This is a genomic window from Claveliimonas bilis (assembly GCF_020892095.1).
Classification (GTDB): Bacteria; Bacillota; Clostridia; order Lachnospirales; family Lachnospiraceae; genus Claveliimonas; species Claveliimonas bilis.
This window is the reverse complement of record NZ_AP024845.1, coordinates 1,291,186-1,309,963: the sequence shown is the minus strand read 5'-3', so window position 1 is coordinate 1,309,963 and position 18,778 is coordinate 1,291,186. Positions and strand designations below refer to the sequence as shown.

18 protein-coding genes and 1 other RNA gene are annotated in these 18,778 nt (G+C 45.9%); 18 read left to right on the top strand and 1 reads right to left on the bottom strand.

Going from position 1 to position 18,778, the window contains the following annotated elements; genetic code table 11:
• Positions 1-174 precede the first annotated feature (174 nt).
• From EUBC25_RS06460 to tadA, 15 genes are all read left to right on the top strand, one after another.
• Positions 175-837: a F0F1 ATP synthase subunit A gene (locus EUBC25_RS06460; RefSeq protein ID WP_230107562.1), complete on the top strand. Its 663-nt coding sequence runs from the start codon at positions 175-177 to the stop codon at positions 835-837.
• A 24-nt stretch (positions 838-861) separates the two neighbouring features.
• The gene (gene atpE / locus EUBC25_RS06455) at positions 862-1,089 is read left to right on the top strand and encodes an ATP synthase F0 subunit C (protein WP_230107347.1); all 228 of its coding nucleotides are present in this window, start codon (positions 862-864) and stop codon (positions 1,087-1,089) included.
• Positions 1,090-1,142: 53 nt separating this feature from the next.
• The gene (atpF, locus tag EUBC25_RS06450) at positions 1,143-1,643 is read left to right on the top strand and encodes a F0F1 ATP synthase subunit B (RefSeq protein WP_230107346.1); all 501 of its coding nucleotides are present in this window, start codon (positions 1,143-1,145) and stop codon (positions 1,641-1,643) included.
• Positions 1,624-2,157 (top strand): ATP synthase F1 subunit delta, encoded by a 534-nt coding sequence (atpH, locus tag EUBC25_RS06445; RefSeq protein ID WP_230107345.1) that lies wholly within the window; start codon positions 1,624-1,626, stop codon positions 2,155-2,157. The genes atpF and atpH overlap by 20 nt, the downstream gene beginning before the upstream one ends.
• A 5-nt stretch (positions 2,158-2,162) precedes the next feature.
• The gene (gene atpA, locus EUBC25_RS06440; protein ID WP_331471530.1) at positions 2,163-3,668 is read left to right on the top strand and encodes a F0F1 ATP synthase subunit alpha; all 1,506 of its coding nucleotides are present in this window, start codon (positions 2,163-2,165) and stop codon (positions 3,666-3,668) included.
• A 12-nt stretch (positions 3,669-3,680) separates the two neighbouring features.
• Positions 3,681-4,574 carry an ATP synthase F1 subunit gamma gene (gene atpG / locus EUBC25_RS06435; protein WP_230107343.1) on the top strand — a complete coding sequence of 298 codons (894 nt, stop codon included), beginning with the start codon at positions 3,681-3,683 and terminating at the stop codon, positions 4,572-4,574.
• An 11-nt stretch (positions 4,575-4,585) separates the two neighbouring features.
• Entirely contained in the window at positions 4,586-5,986 is a 1,401-nt protein-coding gene (atpD, locus tag EUBC25_RS06430) for a F0F1 ATP synthase subunit beta (RefSeq protein ID WP_230107342.1), read from the top strand.
• A 6-nt stretch (positions 5,987-5,992) separates the two neighbouring features.
• Entirely contained in the window at positions 5,993-6,409 is a 417-nt protein-coding gene (gene atpC / locus EUBC25_RS06425; protein ID WP_230107341.1) for an ATP synthase F1 subunit epsilon, read from the top strand.
• A gap of 381 nt (positions 6,410-6,790) precedes the next feature.
• Entirely contained in the window at positions 6,791-8,539 is a 1,749-nt protein-coding gene (locus EUBC25_RS06420; protein WP_230107340.1) for a glycoside hydrolase family 2 protein, read from the top strand.
• Complete coding sequence (locus EUBC25_RS06415) at positions 8,520-9,071, top strand: M48 family metallopeptidase (RefSeq protein WP_230107339.1); 552 nt, start codon at positions 8,520-8,522, stop codon at positions 9,069-9,071. The genes EUBC25_RS06420 and EUBC25_RS06415 overlap by 20 nt, the downstream gene beginning before the upstream one ends.
• Complete coding sequence (locus EUBC25_RS06410; protein WP_230107338.1) at positions 9,068-9,709, top strand: 4'-phosphopantetheinyl transferase family protein; 642 nt, start codon at positions 9,068-9,070, stop codon at positions 9,707-9,709. Before EUBC25_RS06415 ends, EUBC25_RS06410 begins: the two co-directional genes overlap by 4 nt.
• 129 nt (positions 9,710-9,838) lie before the next feature.
• Positions 9,839-10,867 carry a hypothetical protein gene (locus tag EUBC25_RS06405; protein WP_230107337.1) on the top strand — a complete coding sequence of 343 codons (1,029 nt, stop codon included), beginning with the start codon at positions 9,839-9,841 and terminating at the stop codon, positions 10,865-10,867.
• A gap of 61 nt (positions 10,868-10,928) precedes the next feature.
• Positions 10,929-12,347, top strand: a complete 1,419-nt coding sequence (locus tag EUBC25_RS06400; protein ID WP_230107561.1) for a deoxyguanosinetriphosphate triphosphohydrolase — start codon at positions 10,929-10,931, stop codon at positions 12,345-12,347.
• 68 nt (positions 12,348-12,415) lie between these two features.
• Positions 12,416-13,297 carry a hypothetical protein gene (locus tag EUBC25_RS06395; protein WP_230107336.1) on the top strand — a complete coding sequence of 294 codons (882 nt, stop codon included), beginning with the start codon at positions 12,416-12,418 and terminating at the stop codon, positions 13,295-13,297.
• 86 nt (positions 13,298-13,383) lie between these two features.
• A complete protein-coding gene (gene tadA, locus EUBC25_RS06390) occupies positions 13,384-13,863 on the top strand; it encodes a tRNA adenosine(34) deaminase TadA (protein WP_230107335.1) in 480 nt (159 codons plus the stop codon).
• Positions 13,864-13,912: 49 nt separating this feature from the next.
• On the opposite strand, the gene ffs is transcribed toward tadA, so the two are convergent.
• An RNA gene (gene ffs, locus EUBC25_RS06385) (signal recognition particle sRNA large type) lies at positions 13,913-14,174 on the bottom strand.
• A gap of 91 nt (positions 14,175-14,265) precedes the next feature.
• On the opposite strand from ffs, the gene EUBC25_RS06380 reads away from it, so the two are divergent.
• The 3 genes from EUBC25_RS06380 (at position 14,266) to EUBC25_RS06370 (ending at position 18,764) form a co-directional block, all read left to right on the top strand.
• Positions 14,266-16,083: a B12-binding domain-containing radical SAM protein gene (locus EUBC25_RS06380; RefSeq protein WP_230107334.1), complete on the top strand. Its 1,818-nt coding sequence runs from the start codon at positions 14,266-14,268 to the stop codon at positions 16,081-16,083.
• Positions 16,084-16,292: 209 nt separating this feature from the next.
• The gene (locus tag EUBC25_RS06375; protein WP_230107333.1) at positions 16,293-17,861 is read left to right on the top strand and encodes a VanW family protein; all 1,569 of its coding nucleotides are present in this window, start codon (positions 16,293-16,295) and stop codon (positions 17,859-17,861) included.
• A 21-nt stretch (positions 17,862-17,882) separates the two neighbouring features.
• A complete protein-coding gene (locus EUBC25_RS06370; protein WP_230107332.1) occupies positions 17,883-18,764 on the top strand; it encodes an AIR synthase-related protein in 882 nt (293 codons plus the stop codon).
• Positions 18,765-18,778: the final 14 nt, after the last annotated feature.

Here is an 18,778-nt window from a genome sequence, read left to right as displayed (position 1 = left end):
AAAGTGGAAAGAAAAGGAGAGATTTTTCATAAAAAAGAGGAAGAAATCCATAGGGAAACAAGGCGCTAAAATGTCGTTAAAATTGATTGACAAAGCTAAAAGATAGCAGTAATATCTACAAGACAAAAATAGAGGAAAGAAGGGGATAGTACGGAAGAATTAACGGAAAAGCTGCTGGAAGAACTGAACTGTCAACCGGTTTTTGAAATTCCGATCTTCGGCGGCATTGCCGTAAATGAGTCCATTGTCGTTACCTGGATTATTATGGCAGCGCTTACGATTCTCTCCATATTGTTTGTGAGAAATCTGAAAATAGAGAATCCCGGGAAAGTTCAGCTTGCATTGGAATCGGCTATCGGATGGGCGCAGGATTTCTTTGAGGGTATTATCGGCAAAGAAAACAAACGCTACATCCCCTATTTGATTACAGTGGCACTTTATCTTGCAGTATCAAATGTCATTGGCCTTGCCGGATTTAAGCCGCCGACAAAGGATCTCAATGTAACGGCGGCACTTGCCATCATGAGTATGCTGGTGATTGAGTATTCAGGCATACATAGAAATGGTATGAAGCATTGGGTCTGCCATTTTGCCAAACCCGTTCCCATTGTAGCACCGATCATGGTGATGGAAATCTTTATCCGCCCGTTGTCGCTTTGCATGCGGCTTTTCGGTAATATGCTGGGAGGATTTGTGGTTATGGAACTTGTAAAACAGGTCGTGCCACTTTTAGTACCAATTCCGTTGAGTTTTTATTTTGATATATTCGACGGACTTTTGCAGGCATATGTATTTGTATTTTTGACTGCATTATTTATGAATGAGGAAATGGAATAGAGAAAGAAAAGGAGAGTAAAAGACATGACAGGAACAATTATTGCAATCGGAGCTGCAATCGCAGTATTTACAGGTATTGGAGCAGGTGTTGGTATTGGAATTGCAACAGGAAAAGCAGCAGAGGCTATTGCAAGACAGCCGGAAGCAGAAAGCAAGATCAGCAAAACTCTGATCCTTGGATGTGCTCTTGCAGAAGCTACAGCTATTTATGGTTTCATTATCGGCCTTCTTGTTATTTTCTTCCTCCAGTAGGAATGGAAACCGGAAAGGGAAGACGGAATATATAGAAAGGCAGGTACTGGGAAGTGTTAAGTTTAGACTTTAACTTTGTCCTGGAAATGATAAACCTGGTAGTTCTCTTCCTTCTGCTTCGAAAATTTCTGATCAGACCGCTGACTGATATTATGGAAAAAAGAAAAGCCATGATCGAAGAAGGGCTTCAAAATGCCAGTGATCAAAAGGCACAGGCCCTTGAGATGAAAGAAAAGTATGAACAGGCTTTAAGCGGGGCGAAAGACCAGTCTCGCCAGATGATCGAGCAGGCCAGAGCGGATGCGAAAAAGGAATATGACCGCATTTTGGACGATGCGGGAGAAGAGGCGGAAAAGATCATAAAGACAGCCAGGGAAACCATTGATCTGGAAAGAGAACAGACATTAAGAGAAATGAAAACAGAGGTTGCAGGGCTTGCTGTAGATGCCGCAAGAAAGATACTTACAGAAAACTGCAGCGAAGAAAACAGCCAGGCAATGTATGATCAATTTCTGAAAGAAGCAGGTGACCCCAATGAAAACAGCGAAAAGTAGAGAAGCGTACTGTTCCATGGCGTCTATACGTTATGCGAAGGTGCTGTTTGACCTGGAAGTTTCCGAAGAAGCAATCATGGCGGCAGAGCAGATTTTTGAAGAATCCCCGGAACTTGTACAGGTTCTTCAGAATCCGGTGGTGACACTGGAGAAGAAGCATAAGTTGATCGACAGGATTTTTGATCCGTCAATCCGCAATTTTCTTAAGGTAGTGACAGACCACGGAAAGGCCGGAGATATTTCAGAGATATTTGCAGCGTATCGTCAGAAGAAAAATGAGATGTCAGGTATTGTGACTGCGCATCTTGTATATGTGACAGCTCCGACGGACGGGCAGAAGAAAGAAATGGAAAAATTCATATGTGATAAGTTCCATGCCAGGAGTGTGGAGTGGAACATGGAGAAGCGCCCGGAACTGATTGGCGGGTTCCTTCTGCATGTGAATGGCAGGGAGTATGATTACAGCATACAGGGACGCCTGAAGAGATTAGAACAAAAATTGACCTGGAGGTGAAAAACTTGAGTACAATCGGCTCAACAGAAATTATCTCTATTATAAAAGAAGAGATAGAAAATTATGACGTGATAAGCAGAGATCAGGAAGTTGGATATGTTGTCTCTGTTGGAGATGGAATCGCCTCCGTTTATGGAATAGACCATGCCATGTACGGTGAAATTGTGACACTGGAAACAGGTCTGAAAGGTATGGTGCAGGATATCAAGCAGAATGAGATCAGTTGTATCTTGTTTGGAGATGATTCTGATATAAAGGAAGGAACTAAGGTAGCAAGAACCGGTAAAATGGCCGGTATTCCTGTAGGGGAAGCCTATATTGGAAGAATTGTGGACGCCCTTGGTTCTCCTATTGATGGGAAAGGAGAGATTGAGGCGGCAGATTATCGTCCGGTAGAGGAGGAAGCACCGGGGATCGTTGAACGTAAATCCGTAAGCGTTCCGCTGGAAACAGGAATCCTTTCTATTGATTCCATGTTTCCTATTGGCCGGGGACAGCGTGAGCTTATCATCGGTGACCGCCAGACGGGTAAAACGTCTATTGCGCTGGATACCATACTGAACCAGAAAGGGAAGGATGTTATCTGTATTTATGTTGCAATCGGTCAGAAAGCTTCTACTGTGGCTCAGCTTGTAAATACGCTGCGTTCTCACGGCGCTATGGATTATACGACTGTATTTTGCTCTACAGCAAGCGAATGCGCGCCTATGCAGTATATCGTACCTTACTCTGCCACAGCTCTGGCAGAATATTTTATGCATCAGGGAAAAGATGTGTTGATCGTTTATGACGATCTGTCGAAACATGCGGTGGCTTACCGTGCGATTTCCCTTCTGCTGGGACGCTCCCCGGGACGAGAGGCATATCCGGGAGATGTCTTTTATCTGCATTCCAGACTGCTGGAGAGGAGCAGCCGTTTAAATGAAGCAGCGGGAGGAGGTTCTATTACAGCCCTTCCGATCATTGAGACACAGGCGGGAGATGTATCAGCCTACATTCCTACCAATGTAATTTCCATCACGGACGGACAGATTTTCCTGGAAAGTGATCTGTTCAATGCAGGTATGAGACCGGCGGTCAATGTAGGACTTTCGGTTTCCCGTGTGGGCGGCGCGGCACAGACAAAAGCAATGAAGAAGGCTTCGGGAAGTGTGCGTATCGATCTGGCACAGGCAAGAGAGCTGGAATCTTTTACTCAGTTCAGTTCGGATCTTGATGACGCTACAAAAATGCAGCTGAAATATGGAAGCTGTCTGACAGAGCTTCTGAAGCAGCCGCTTGGAAATCCTTTAAGTCTGCATGCACAGGTAATTACGTTATGTGCAGCGACGCACAAGCTGCTTCTGGATATAGAGACAAAGAAGGTAAAAGAAGTGCAGCTGGAGATGCTGGACTACTTTGACAGGGAATATCCGGAGGTTTGCAGGGCCATCGAAGATAAGAAAGTATTAGATGACGAATTGCTCCAGAAGGTTCTGGATATTGTAAAGGAATTTAAAGAGAAAAGATAAGCAGGTGTGATTATGGCAAATGCAAGAGAATTAAAAGAGCGGATGGCCAGCATCCAGGAAACGAAGAAAATTACAAATGCCATGTACCTGATTTCATCCTCGAAAATGAAGCAGGCGAGAAAAAAGCTGACGGAAACGGAACCTTTCTTCTATGCCATGCAGGCGGAAATCGCAAGAATCCTGCGTCATGTGCCGGACATGCACAGCCATTTCTTTGACCGGAGAGAGAGGATTCCGGAAGAAGAAAGGACGATAGGGTGTATCGTCATTACGGCAGACAAGGGATTGGCGGGAGCCTACAACCACAATGTATTGAAAAAGGCGGAAGAGCTGCTGGCAAAACCAGGTAGACACAAAGTGTTTGTGCTGGGAGAAGTAGGCAGGCAGTATTTTTCCAAAAGGGAGGATGAGCTGGATTCCGAGTTTCGCTACACGGTGCAGGATCCAAATCTGTACCGCGCAAGAAAGATTGCGATGGGCATGATTGAATTATTTGAGGAAGGCAAGGTAGATGATATCTACATTATCTATACCCAGATGAAAAATGCACTGCAGGCAGAGACGGAGGAATTAAAGCTTCTTCCTCTGCAGAAAATAGATTTTTCTTCGGAAGAAATGATTGCGGAAGCGGGGGTATACCGGGAATCTGTTACTTTGTATCCTTCGGCTCACAGAGTCATGGACAGTATTGTGCCAAACTATCTGGTAGGAACGATATACGGATGTCTGGTGGAGTCCTACTGCAGCGAGCAAAATTCACGTATGCAGGCTATGCAGAATGCAACAGACAGTGCAACGGATATGCTGGCTGAATTAAATATAACCTATAACCGTGTAAGGCAGGCGGATATTACCCAGGAATTGACAGAGGTAATCGGCGGTGCCAATGCACAGAAAAGGAAGTGAGACAAGGCATTATGACAAAAGGAAGAATTGTACAGGTTATGGGACCTGTTGTAGATGTGGAATTTGATAGTATAGAAGATCTTCCCTTTATCAAGGATGCGCTGGAAGTAGATAACGGCGGCAGACGCTGTGTAATGGAAGTTGCACAGCATGTAGGAAACAATACAGCCCGCTGTATCATGCTTGCTTCCAGTGACGGACTTTGTAAAGGGATGGAAGTAACCGCAACCGGAGCAGGAATTAAGGTGCCGGTAGGAGAGCAGACGCTTGGACGCCTTTTTAATGTACTTGGCGAAACCATTGATGATAAGGAAAAGATCAGTGAAGATACAGAACATTGGGTGATCCACAGAAAAGCTCCCAGCTTTGAGGATCAAAGCCCGGCTGTAGAAGTGCTGGAAACGGGAATAAAGGTCATTGACCTCCTGACCCCATATGCAAAAGGTGGTAAAATCGGTCTTTTTGGAGGTGCGGGAGTCGGAAAAACTGTTCTTATCCAGGAGCTGATCCACAATATTGCTACAGAGCACGGCGGATATTCCATTTTCACCGGAGTTGGTGAGCGTTCCCGTGAAGGAAATGACCTCTGGACAGAAATGAGTGAATCAGGCGTTCTGAATAAGACAGCCCTGGTATTTGGGCAGATGAATGAGCCGCCTGGAGCGCGTATGCGTGTGGCGGAGACAGGTCTTACTATGGCAGAATACTTCCGGGATCAGGAACATCAGAATGTGCTGCTTTTTATCGACAATATTTTCCGTTTTGTTCAGGCCGGATCAGAAGTGTCCGCGCTTCTGGGACGTATGCCTTCCGCTGTAGGGTATCAGCCGACTCTGGCAAACGAGATGGGCGCCCTGCAGGAGCGTATTACATCTACAAAAAACGGATCTGTTACTTCTGTGCAGGCAGTTTACGTTCCGGCAGACGACCTGACGGACCCGGCGCCGGCCACAACATTCTCCCATCTGGATGCGACAACCGTTCTGTCCCGTAAGATTGTGGAGCAGGGTATTTATCCTGCTGTGGATCCTCTGGAATCCACTTCCCGTATTCTGGAGGCAGACGTAGTCGGAGAAGAGCATTACATGGTAGCGCGCCGCGTACAGGAGATTCTTCAGAAATATAAAGAGTTGCAGGATATTATCGCGATCCTTGGTATGGAAGAACTGTCAGAAGAAGACAAGATGACAGTAAACCGTGCAAGAAAGATCCAAAGATTCCTGTCCCAGCCATTCTCGGTAGCAGAGACGTTTACAGGAATCCCCGGAAAATACGTGCCTTTAAAAGAAACCATCCGCGGATTCAAGGCAATTATAAATGGGGAAATGGATGGATATCCTGAAAACGCATTTTTCAATGTAGGAACAATAGATGAAGTTATAGAAAAAGCAAAGGCGGAAGCGAAGGAGTAAGCGCTTATGAAAACATTTCATCTAAGAGTTATATCCAGTGATAAAATTTTTTATGACGGGCAATGCGAAAATTTGATCCTTCCTATTGAGGACGGACAGTTCAGCGTACTGGCCCACCATGAAAATATGGTCGTGGCAGTAGAAATTGGCGAACTGCACCTGAAAACTCCGGAAGGGGAATGGATTACGGCAGCAGTGTCACAGGGATTTGCAGAAATCATCAACAACCGGGTTTCCGTCCTCGTCAATGCGGCAGAACGGCCCGAAGAAATAGATGTCAAAAGAGCAGAAGAGGCAAAACAAAGAGCAGAAGAACGACTGCGCCACAAACAAAGCCTTCAGGAATACTACTTGTCACAGGCATCCCTCGCAAGAGCCATGGCCCGCCTCAAAACATCAAAACATAAGCATTGGAATATCTGATGGCAACAAGCCATGCAAAAAGCGAAAAAACAGCCAGCCCCACTTTGCCGTGCTTGCACGAGCAAAAGCGGGGCTGGCTGTTTTTGAAGATTTTTATAGGGCGAGAGCCCGGGACCGAGAGTATGGCGGAGCCATAGTCGAGGTGGCATGGCGAGGAAAGAAAATCTGGTTTAGGGCGAGAGCCCGGGACCGAGAGTATGGCGGAGCCATAGTTGAGGTGGCATGGCGAGGAAAGAAAATCTGGTTTAGGGCGAGAGCCCGGGACCGAGAGTATGGCGGAGCCATAGTTGAGGTGGCATGGCGAGTGGAGAGGTCTTACTTGTGAGGTTCCGGCATATCCGTTATAATAAGGAAAACGACGAGAGGCAAAGGAGGCAGCACATGAAAAAGTTAAAAACAAGATGGACCGATCAGGTTAAGGAAAGCCAAGGCCAGGTGCTGCAGGAATATCCCCGGCCTTCCATGAAACGGGAAAGCTATCTGAATCTCAATGGATTCTGGGACTATGCTATCATGGGGACGAAGCGTATTCCGGACCGATTTGACGGGAAAATACTGGTGCCGTTTTCTCCGGAGGCGCCTCTTTCCGGAGTGGAAAGGCAGCTTCGGCCAAGGCAGGTGCTGTGGTACAAAAGGATCCTGCCCCGGGAAGTGAGAAAAGAGAATGGGAAAAGATGGCTTCTGCATTTCGGTGCGGTGGATCAGTTTGCGGCTGTATATATAAATAAGATATTGGTAACGAAACACCTTGGCGGATATCTGCCCTTTACTGCAGATGTAACAGATGCCCTGAAAGAAGGAGAAAATGAGCTTTTAGTGGCAGTAAGAGATTTTACGGATCACTCCTATTACAGCCGGGGAAAGCAGAAACTTGCGAAAGGCGGAATGTTTTATACTGCACAGAGCGGAATCTGGCAGACCGTATGGATGGAGCAGGTTCCCGGCCGATATATTACAGAGATAAAGACTACACCTCTATTTGATGAAGAAATGATTGAAATAACGGTGTGTTCTAACAGGGGTGGAAGATTTACAGTGGAAATTTCTTCGGAGGAAATGCAGCCTGTAGAAGCTAAAGGGGAAGCAGGGGTCCCTTTACAGATTCCGATTCAAGAGATGCATCCCTGGAGTCCGGAAGATCCGTTTCTGTATCAGATGACAGTTACATTTGGAGAAGATACAGTGGACAGTTATTTTGCTATGCGCAAGATCTCGGCCAAAAAGGATGAGAAAGGTATTTTAAGGCCGTTTTTAAACAACCGTCCATATCTGCAGAAGGGAGTGCTGGATCAGGGATACTGGCCGGATGGACTCTATACTGCGCCGACCGATGAAGCGTTGGAATTTGATATTAAAGAGATGAAGCGACTGGGATTCAATATGCTCCGCAAGCACATTAAGATTGAGCCGGAACGCTGGTATTATCACTGTGACCGCCTGGGAATGCTGGTGTGGCAGGATATGGTCTGCGGAGGCCGTCCGTACAAGCGCTGGTATGTCACTTACATGGCAAATGCATTTGAAAAAATAAATCTGCGTGTGACGGATCGTACATATGGGCTCCTTGGGAGAAGAGAAGGGAAAAGCCGGGAAATTTTTGTAGAAGAAATGAAAGAGACTATCCGGCTTCTGCAGAATCATCCGTCTATCATTACATGGGTCCTTTTCAATGAAGGTTGGGGGCAGTTCGATGCGAAAGAGATTACGGCGGCTGCCAGGGAACAGGATGAAACACGTTTGGTGGATCAGGCCAGCGGCTGGTTTGATCAGGCCGGTGGAGATTTCCGGAGTATCCATAATTATTTCTTTGAGTTGAAACTTAGAGCAGACAAGAGGATTACTGCGCTGACAGAATTTGGCGGTTACTGCTGGAGGGTTCGGGAACACAGCATGTACAGTAAAGTATATGGATACCGTATTTTCGGAAGTAAAAGAGAACTGACACGGGGATATTCACAATTGATGCGGAAACAGATTATTCCGAAACTGGCGGAGGGACTGTCTGTGACCATTTACACCCAGCTTTCTGATGTGGAGGAAGAAGTAAATGGAATTTATACCTATGACAGAGAAATGCTGAAAATAGAGGAAGAAGTTTTGAAGGAGTGGAATGAGCAGTATGATATATGATCTGAATGGTATTCCTGTGCAGATAGAGTATCGCAGGATTAAGAATATTAATCTGTATATCAGACCTCCGGCAGGGGAGGTGCTTGTGACTGCGCCGAAAGGAACACCTTCTGGACGGATTAAAAAATTTGTGGACTCAAAAGAGGAATGGATCAGGCTCCATCAGGAGAAGATGAGGGTGCAGGCAGGAAAAGGAGAGGCAGGGCAGCCCACAAAGGGGCAGATTGAGAAAATGAAAAAACAGGTACTGCAATATGCGAAAAAGTGGGAGCCGGTTATGGGAGTACACGCTTCCGGGTGGACCTTTAGATGGATGAAGACGAGATGGGGCAGCTGTACGCCGAGGACAGGAAAGATCAGACTGAATACAAAGCTGATTTTCTGTCCGGAAGAGTGTCTGGAATATGTGCTGGTGCATGAGCTGTGCCATTTGATCGAGCCAAGCCATAATCAGCGTTTCCAGAATTATATGACAAAATTTCTTCCGGACTGGAAGATAAGAAGAAAGAGGTTGAGGGAGTCAGGAGTATGATCTACACATGGCTTGCAGATATTTCAAAATTGACGGAAGAGAAGTGCTTTAAGAAATTTTATGAGCTTGTGCCGGAAGAACGAAAAAGGAAAGCAGACAGGCTCCGGTTTCCGATGGACCGTGCCCAGAGTGTGGGAGCCTGGATTTTATGGGAGAAAATGAAATCTTATTACGGCTGGAGTGGAGAAGAAACTTTTAACTTGTCTCACTCTGGGAAGTATGTCCTTTGCAGTGCCTCTGACCGGGAGGGGGAAATGGTCGGATGCGATATTGAAACGGTCAAAGAAGCAAGGATGAAGGTGGCGGAAAGATTTTTTTGTCCGGGGGAGATGGCACATATTCAAAAACAGGATGGCGACAGGAACCGGGCGGATGCATTTTTCAGGTATTGGGTGCTGAAAGAAAGCTTTATGAAAGCGGTGCGCCTGGGAATGAAGCTTGATACAAGAAAATTTGAGATAGAATTTGACAAAGAAGATCATCCGGTACTTGTGAAAAAGCCGGAGGAATTTCCGGAAAGATTTTTTTATAAAGAATATCAGGTGGACGGTGTAAACGCTAAAATGGCGGTGTGCAGTACATCGGATCAGTTTGCGGAAATACAAGTGACAGAGCTGGAAAGCGAAATCCCGGATTGACGGATATCTTATGTTTTGATAAAATATTTATGGGAAAAAGATAGGTTTATGAAGAAATAAAAAAGTTTACTAAAGAAAAATTGTAGACCTTCAGGGAGAGTATATTTCAATTGAATAAGGAGGAATATCATGTTAGATCTTACATTCGGAGAACAGGTCAAAATTATCTTAAGCCGAAAAGGCATGACGATCAAAGAACTCGCAGAGATAATTGAAGAGCGGACCGGGAAGAAGATGTCCCGGCAGAATCTGACTCAGCGTTTGGGAAGGGATAATTTCCAGGAGCAGGATATGCGCATGATTGCCGAAATTCTGGAATGCCCGTTCCATCTTAGTATTTTAGGGGAAGCCAAGGCAGAGGAAGAAAAGGAAAACAGACAGGCTGCGCCGACGGAGGCGGAGCTTACTTTGCTTGCCAAAAAGAAGAAAAGAAAAGAGAAGAAAATTCCGGCGGAAAGAGATATTACAATCGGAGAGCTGATGGATATTCATCATAGCCTGGATGAGTTGGAAACAGCTCCGGAAACAGAAGAACCGGAAGCAGACATTGCAGCGGCAGATGATTCGGAACCGGATGAGGTAATACCGGAAGAAGAACCCCAGGAGACGATCCGGGAAGAGGCAGAGGAGAAGGAAGATGAGCCACAGGAAGAGCTGCAGAAAGAAGTGGTACAGGAAAGTGAAAAACCGGTTAAAAAGCAGAGAGGAAGCTGGAGAGATTTCTTCCAGAGAAGAGTAAGAAAAGAAGACGCAAAGACGGAACAGGAAGTGCAGGAAGAAAAAGAAGAAAATGCCATGGAAGTTTCCGATGAAATATCAGAAGCGTTGTCAGATGGAACGGAGGAAAAAGACCGGGAGAGTAAGGAGCAGAATAGTTCGGAAGAAGAAATAGAAAACAGACAGGCAGAAGGTGAGATGGATCTGCCGGGGGATCCGGAGGAAGAGGATTTGGAAAAAGGCGAGGTAAATCCTTATACCGGCCATGAATATGAGACAAATACTGTGCGTATGCATCCGAAACGAATTGGATATGTACAGGTCTATAACAGGAGCAACCACCAGTGGACAGATATGACAGAATGGGCTTTCCTGGGATATCAGGAGAGAAAGAAAGCGTTGCTTGGAAATGATTATGAGCCTCCGATTTATTTAGATTAACGGGAAGAGCAAAAGGTAGGATTTGCTTTTGGAGGAAACAGGAAAGGCGGTGCGGTATTCGGTGAAATGGGAACAGCTTTTGTCGCCGCAAAGAAGCAGAGAGAGCAGCAGAAAATATGGCAGATCAACAGATTTGCGAAGTGAATTTGAGAAGGATTACCACCGCATTATTGGCAGTGCTTCTTTTAGGAGGCTGCAGGATAAGACGCAGGTATTTCCTTTGGATAAAAGTGATTTTATCAGAACGAGACTGACGCATTCTCTAGAAGTGTCGTCTCTGGCGAAATCATTGGGACAAAACATCGGGGAAAATATTCTTGCATATAAAAAGGACCCGGAGTTTACCCCGCAGATGAAAGAGGATATCTGCAATATTCTTCAGTGTGCCGGATTGATCCATGACATTGGGAACCCGCCCTTTGGACATTTCGGAGAAACAGCTATACGGGAATGGTTTCGGAGGAATCTTTCAAAGCTTACTTTTCATGGGAAGCTGATAGAAGATGTGCTGACGGAACAGATGAAAGAGGACTTTTATCATTTTGAAGGGAATGCCCAGGCGCTTCGGCTGGTGACCAAGCTTCATTTCCTGGTTGATGAAAACGGGATGAATCTGACCTATGCTCTTTTGAATACGATCGTAAAATATCCAGTTCCCTCGGTGGGGATTCGGGAGGATTCGGAAGATATTAAAGAGAAGAAGATGGGCTACTACTATGCGGATGAAGATATGTTCCGCGAAATACAGCAGGCCACAGGGACAAATGGCTGCAGGCATCCCCTGACATTCATTTTGGAAGCGGCGGACGACATAGCCTACAAAACGGCAGACATCGAAGACGCGTTTATAAAAGGCTTCATTTCCTACTATTTTCTGCTACAGGAACTGGAGAAACTTGAAAATAATAATAAAAATGAAAAAGTTTCTTTTAATCCAGCACAGAAATTAGCCCAGTTATATGAAAGAGGATTGGAAAAGAAGGTAAGAAATCCGGAGGAATATGCGGTTAAGAACTGGATCGTAAGAGCGCAGGGATTCCTCATATCATGCGCGACCTTTGGATTTACATCCAACTATAAAGAAATTATGGAGGGTACCTATAAACATGACCTGTTTTATGGGACCTTTGCAGAAGAGCTGATGAAACTGCTGGGAAGAATGGCTTATCAGCAGGTTTTTACCTCCAGGCCCATTTACCGGATGGAGGTGGCAGAAGCGGTTATGATCGATTATCTGATGGACTGTTTTGTGAGTGCGATCATCAAATATGATGATCCGGGAGAAGAGCTGGATTCCATTGATGAGAGGATGGTTTCCTTCATATCCAGTAACTACAAAAATGCCTATCATTATCATGCAAAAGGAAAAACGGACGTGGAAAAACTCTATCTTAGGCTGCTGCTTGTTACAGATTATATCTGCGGCATGACAGACAGTTACGCAAAGCGGCTTTATCAGGAGCTGAAAGCGATTCTGTAAGGAAGAGGCATTTTCCGTGGGTGTGGCGAATAGATTGTGATAACCAAACAAAGAATGGAAGTGGAGGTTTGAAACGGTTTATTCGCTATTTGTATGAATACCAGAATGGACAGCGAATCCGAAATGTAGGATTTGTCAAGGTAGAACAGCAGGATGAAAATACGGTGGTACATATTCATGGAAAGGGGCTTCACCTTGCAGAAGATAAGACGTTGAAAGTCTATATTTTTTATTTAAAAGGAGGACAATGCATCGGGATCTGGCAGGGGGACATTGAACATGTAAATCCGGCAGTCAATTATCGACTTTTTTTTACTCCTGAAGATACGGGAAGGCGGGAAAATTATTCTCGTATTGAAGGCGTTATTCTGGAAAACGGAAGCAAAAGGCGGTTTGCAGCAGTATGGGATGATACTCCGGCAGCTGTGGAACAAATGCGGCCGTGGAAAGAAGATCCGGAACCGGATATTTTAGAGATGACACAGAGAAAGGCCGAAGAAGAACAGATCCGGACGCAGGAAGATGAAGTATGTGAGGAAGAGATGGATGGCGAGATGTCAGAGGATGATTGGATAGATACCGGCGAGGAAGAAGGAAAAGCAGAAGAGAGGGGATCGGAGGAGGGATCTCGGTCTTCGTCAGATGGGGTTCGGTATATCAAGATCCAGCGCCAGGATATTGCAGGGCTGAAACGATGCGAATGGCGGCTTGCCAATAATAGTTTCCTGCTGCATGGGTATTACAATTATCATCATCTTCTCCTGATAGAAGAAGGAGAACAGTGTTTGCTGGGGGTTCCGGGCGTGTATCATGCCAGAGAGGCCCAGGCGGCAGAAGCATTTGGCTTTCCGCAGTTCCGGCGGATCGCAGATGATGAGATAGCCCTGGAGGCGGATGAGAAAAACGAAGAAGATGATTTTGGGTACTGGTGCCGCCAGGTGAAACGGTAGCAGTTTGGGACGTAACAAAGTTAAACTTTGTTACGTCCCAAACTGCACTAATCGGTGGGTAAAAATGAAGAAAGTGGTGGGTAAAAATGAAAGATACGGATGAAAAGTATATGAAGGAAGCGTTGAAGCAGGCGAAGAAGGCCTATGCGCTGGAGGAAACGCCGATCGGATGTGTGATCGTGCACGAGGGAAAAATTATCAGCAGGGGGTATAATAGAAGAAATACGGACAAGAACCCACTGGCTCATGCGGAGATTACGGCAATTCGAAAAGCCAGCAAAAAGCTGGGGGACTGGCGGTTGGAGGGGTGTACTTTGTATGTGACGCTGGAACCATGTCAGATGTGTGCGGGGGCAATCATCCAATCCCGCATGGACCGAGTAGTGATCGGATGTATGAATCCGAAAGCAGGCTGCGCAGGTTCTGTTTTAAATCTTCTTCAGGTGGACAGGTTTAACCACCAGGCGGATGTAACGCGAGGGGTGTTGGAAGAGAAGTGTTCGGAACTGATGAAATCGTTTTTCAGGGAACTGCGGGAGAAAAAAAAGAAGAAGGAAGGTGCCTGATAAATGGGACCTTCCTTCTTTATATATACACGATGTCGGATTTCTTTTTTTGTGCATTGCGCTTCGAACTGGGCCAACAGGCGTTACCTTGGCAGTTTACTCAACCCAGGCACCCTCACGGCACCCGGAAGGTTCCGCTTAGTGCTGCTTCGTTCCCGACCTGACACGGTTCACGGATTTCCGTCGCGTAAGACCCGGATATCAACGTCACTTACCAAGGGCAGCCCTGCCAGCTTTCGCCCTCTGCGCAATATCACCCCTGCTATAGCGGATTGCAGGTTCAAGGTACCGCTACCACCCCGGCTGCACGGTTCACTATTTTACCTTGTTTTGGGAAAAATGTCAATGAACCTTGCACATATTTCATTGTAAATTCCTATGGAATATAGTAGAATAACAGGCATGATGAAGAAGAAAATTGTGTTAGCAGCTATAAATGCAAAATATATTCATTCCAACCTGGCGGTGTACAGCCTGAAAAGCTATGCACAGGCTTGTTTTGTGATGCCTGGCTCTAAAGAGAACAAAGAATCCAAAGAGTCTGCCGGCAGCGGATCGTGCACGGAAAGCGACGGACCTTATATAGAAATTGCAGAATATACCATCAATCAGCAGGAGGATGCGATTCTGGAGGATCTCTATAAAAGACAGCCGGATATGCTCTGCTTCTCCTGTTATATATGGAATATTTCCATGGTAGAAGATCTTATCAGGGAAACAGCCAAAATTCTTCCCGATACCGAAATCTGGCTGGGAGGACCGGAAGTGTCTTTCGATGCGCCTGCCATGCTGGAACAATTTCCTGAAGTGAAAGGAATCATGAAGGGTGAGGGGGAAGAAACCTTTGCAGCTCTTGTGTCCGGGGAGAATAAAAGCTGCTTAAAGGGAATTGCCTGGAGAAATGAAAAGGGAGAGATTGAGGACCATCCCTGGAGAGAGGTCATGGATCTGGACAGAGTTCCGTTTGTCTATGGGGATATGAAAGAATTTGAGCATAAGATCATATATTATGAAAGCAGCCGGGGATGTCCGTTCTCCTGCAGTTACTGTCTGTCTTCCGTAGATAAAAAGCTTCGCTTCCGAAGTCTGGAGCTGGTGAAACAGGAACTGCAGTTTTTCCTGGAACACAAGGTCCCCCAAGTGAAATTTGTGGACCGGACATTTAACTGCAGTCACCGTCATGCGATGGAGATTTGGAAGTATATCCGGGAGCATGATAATGGTGTTACCAATTTTCATTTTGAAATATCTGCAGATCTTCTGACAGAGGAAGAGATTGAATTGATGGGGGCCATGAGGCCGGGACTGATTCAGCTGGAGATTGGCGTGCAGTCTACGAATCCCGACACTATCAGAGAAATTCATCGGACGATGCAGTTTGATAAGGTTGCTGAAAAGGTGAAGAAAATTCAAAAAAATCACAACATTCATCAGCACCTGGATCTGATAGCGGGATTGCCTGGTGAAGATCTGGCAAGTTTTTCGGCTTCGTTTGACGATGTTTATCGCCTGCATCCCGATCAGCTTCAACTCGGTTTTTTGAAAGTGCTGAAGGGTTCCTTTATGGAAACGCGGAAAAAGGACTACCGCCTTGTCTGCAAAAGCAGCCCTCCTTATGAGGTCCTTAGGACAAAGTGGCTTTCTTATGCTGATATACTTATTTTAAAAGGCGTGGAAGAGATGGTGGAGGTTTATTACAACAGCGGACAGTTTACACTTTCTGTAGAATGTCTGGAGAAAAATGTAAAATCTCCCTTTGATCTGTATAGAAATCTGGCGGAATTTTACGAAAGAAAAAGGCTCAATTTCCTTCAGCATTCCCGGCCGGCAAGATATCAGATTTTTTTGTCTTATATTGAAGAAACTTTTCCGGAAGAGAAAGAGAAGTTCAGGGAATGCCTGGTTTTTGATTATTATCTGCGGGAGAATGCCAAGAGCCGTCCTGAGTTTGCCGGGGAATACCTGGTAGAAAAGGAAGCAGCGCGCCTTTTCTATGAGAGGGAGGAAAAGGAACACATATACCTTCCTCATTACATGGAATATGACAGAAATCAGACGAGGAGAATGACGCATCTGGAATATTTTCCATTGAAAGGCAGGTACATTTTGTTCGATTACAGCAGGAGAGATCCATTGACAAAAGATGCGCTGTGGCTTGAGGTGAAAGTGCCGGAGCGGATTGGAAACGGGAGTGACCGGCAGGTTGCAAAAAGCAAATAAAGAGTTTAAAATGTAGGCAGCAGAGTTAAAGAAGAGAGGAATATCAGAAAATGAATTTTAATAATAAGAAAACGAGAAGGGTCATCGCTATCGTTATTATGATTGTGATTGTTGCTATGGTAGCAACATCCGTGATTCCTTCGATTATGGTGTAGACCGGATTTAACATGAGAAGAAATAAGATGGAGTGAGAATAAAGAGGTGAAATCATGACGTCAGAAAGAAGGCGCCGTAAAGTCACAAGAAGAATGAGCCTGAAAAGGAAAAGGAGGATGACAGTTCTGTTTTTTGCAGCAGTTTTTCTGATCCTTCTTGTTTTTGCAGGCTCTTATCTTGCGCTTAGAAAATATGTAAATACAGTAGAAGGAGATATTATCGCGGACAATATCAGCATCGGGACAGTAGATGTGTCGGGGTTGACAAGGAACCAGGCGAAGGAACTGCTTGAGGAGCATCTGGCAGAAGACCGGGCTGTAACCGTTTCACTGAAAACGGAAAATGGAAGTGCCGATGCTACATTGGAAGAGTTGGGACTTTCTTCTGATGATCTGGACAGCCTTACAAAAGAGGCGGTAGATTACGGGAAAAAGGGAAGTGTCTGGACCAGATACCGCCGTATGAAGAGGTTGGAAGCGGATGGTCTTGTGATCCGGGAAAAGTTCACTTTGGATAAAGAGTTGACAGAGGCCGTTTTAAATGAGCGGGCAGTTCCTCTGATAAAGGGAGCCCAGGATGCGGCAATAGAGAAAACTGCCACAGGCTTTAAGATCACCCCTGAACAGGAAGGAAAAGCGGTGGACATAGAAGCAACGATTGAAGTCATTACAGAGCAGCTGAATCAGGAATGGAATCATGAAGATTTTTCTGTGGAGGTTTCTACCAAGAAAGAAGAGCCGGAAATTACTGAGGAGGATCTCTCGGAAATTCAGGATGAACTGGGAAGCTTCTGGACAGACGCCGGAGGAGGAGAACGATGGAATAATTTGAAGACCGGGACGGAAAGGCTGAACGGTAAGATCCTCATGCCGGGAGAAACGTTGTCTGTAGGGCAGGTTACCGGACCATATACTGCTGAAAACGGATATGTGGAAGCCGGCGCCTATGAGAACGGACAGGTCGTCTCGGATTACGGCGGAGGCATATGCCAGGTATCTACAACTCTTTACAATGCAGTGATCTATGCGGAGCTTGAGATAGTGGAGCGTGCGCCTCATTCCATGACAGTGGCCTATGTAAAACCGTCCAGAGATGCGGCGATCGCAGGAGACTATCTGGATTTTAAATTCAAAAATTCCTATGATACGCCGATCTATATATATGGAGAAATCAACAGCAGCAACCAGCTTCAGTTTATTATATACGGCAAAGACACAAGGCCGGAAGGCAGGAAAGTGGAATACGAAAGCGAGACAGTCAGCACAACAGAGCATGGAACAACATATAAAGAAAATCCGGAGGCGGCCTTTGGAACAATGACAAGTACCGGCAGTCCTCATGATGGCGTTGAGGCAAGGCTCTGGAAGATTGTCTATGAGGATGGCGAGGAGGTAAGCCGGGAAGTCTTTAATACAAGCAGCTATTCGGCTTCAGATGAAATTATTGAAGTGGGAACGGCCGGAGGCAGTGAAGAGGCAGTAGCAGCACTGCAGTCAGCTATCGCTTCCCAGGATGCGGCTAAGATCTCGGAAGCAGTCAGCAAAGGCGGCGGTCAGGCAACGGAGAATCAGGAAGATGCTGCAGCGCAGCAGACTGACGAACAGGCCCGGGAGCAGTCGTAAAATAAGACCGGAGAATGGAGTATGAGAAACAAATCCATGGATAAAGAGAATAAATATGAAGCAGTGGCAGAAACGTCTGTTTTGTACGGAAACAACCGCGCTTTGGCAGCCCTGGCATTTTATCATGGAATGTATGCGATGGCGGCCGCTAAAGCGGAAGGCCTTAAAGTAAAAGCCAGGATTCAGGCGCCCGCCGGGACGGAAAAATCTTATGTGTCCTGGCTGAAGCAGGATTTAAGAGAGAAAAGCAAAAAAGAGGGGATCCGAAAGGCGGAAATAGAAACGGCGGTGAATGGAGCTCTTCTTGTTCCTGAAGTGACCGTCACCATCAGCGGAGTGACAGAAAAAAAGAGAAAAGGGTCAAAAGAAGCGGAAGAAAAAGCGGTTGTCATGACAAAATGGGCCGGCATGGAAGGAATGCTTAGAATCGTATCGGAAAAACAGGAAGAGCTGTCCGGCCATTTTGCGCCTGCATTTTTAAGAGAAATACAGAAATATCAAATCTGTCCGGAAGATCTTCGGGAAATCGATGCAGTGAGGGAGAGCGGAGCAGATATTGTGCTGCATGTGGGCCATGGAGGGATACTTGCCGCGCTGTGGCGCCTGGCAGAGCAAACCGGTGGCGGAATGAGGATCGATATGAAGAAGATCCCCGTTTTACAGGAAACCATAGAGGTATGTGAGTATTTCCGGCTGAATCCTTATCAGCTTACGTCAGCCGGCTGTTTCCTCTTTACTGTATCAGATGGAGAGAAGGCGGTGCAGATGCTGGAGAAAAGAGGCATTGCAGTACGGATGATCGGGAGAATAACTGCCGGCAGAGACAAGGTGATCCAAAATGGAGAGGAGATCCGTTATCTTGACCGGCCTGCTCCGGATGAGATCTTCAAATTATATCAGTGACGAAAAGGAGAAAA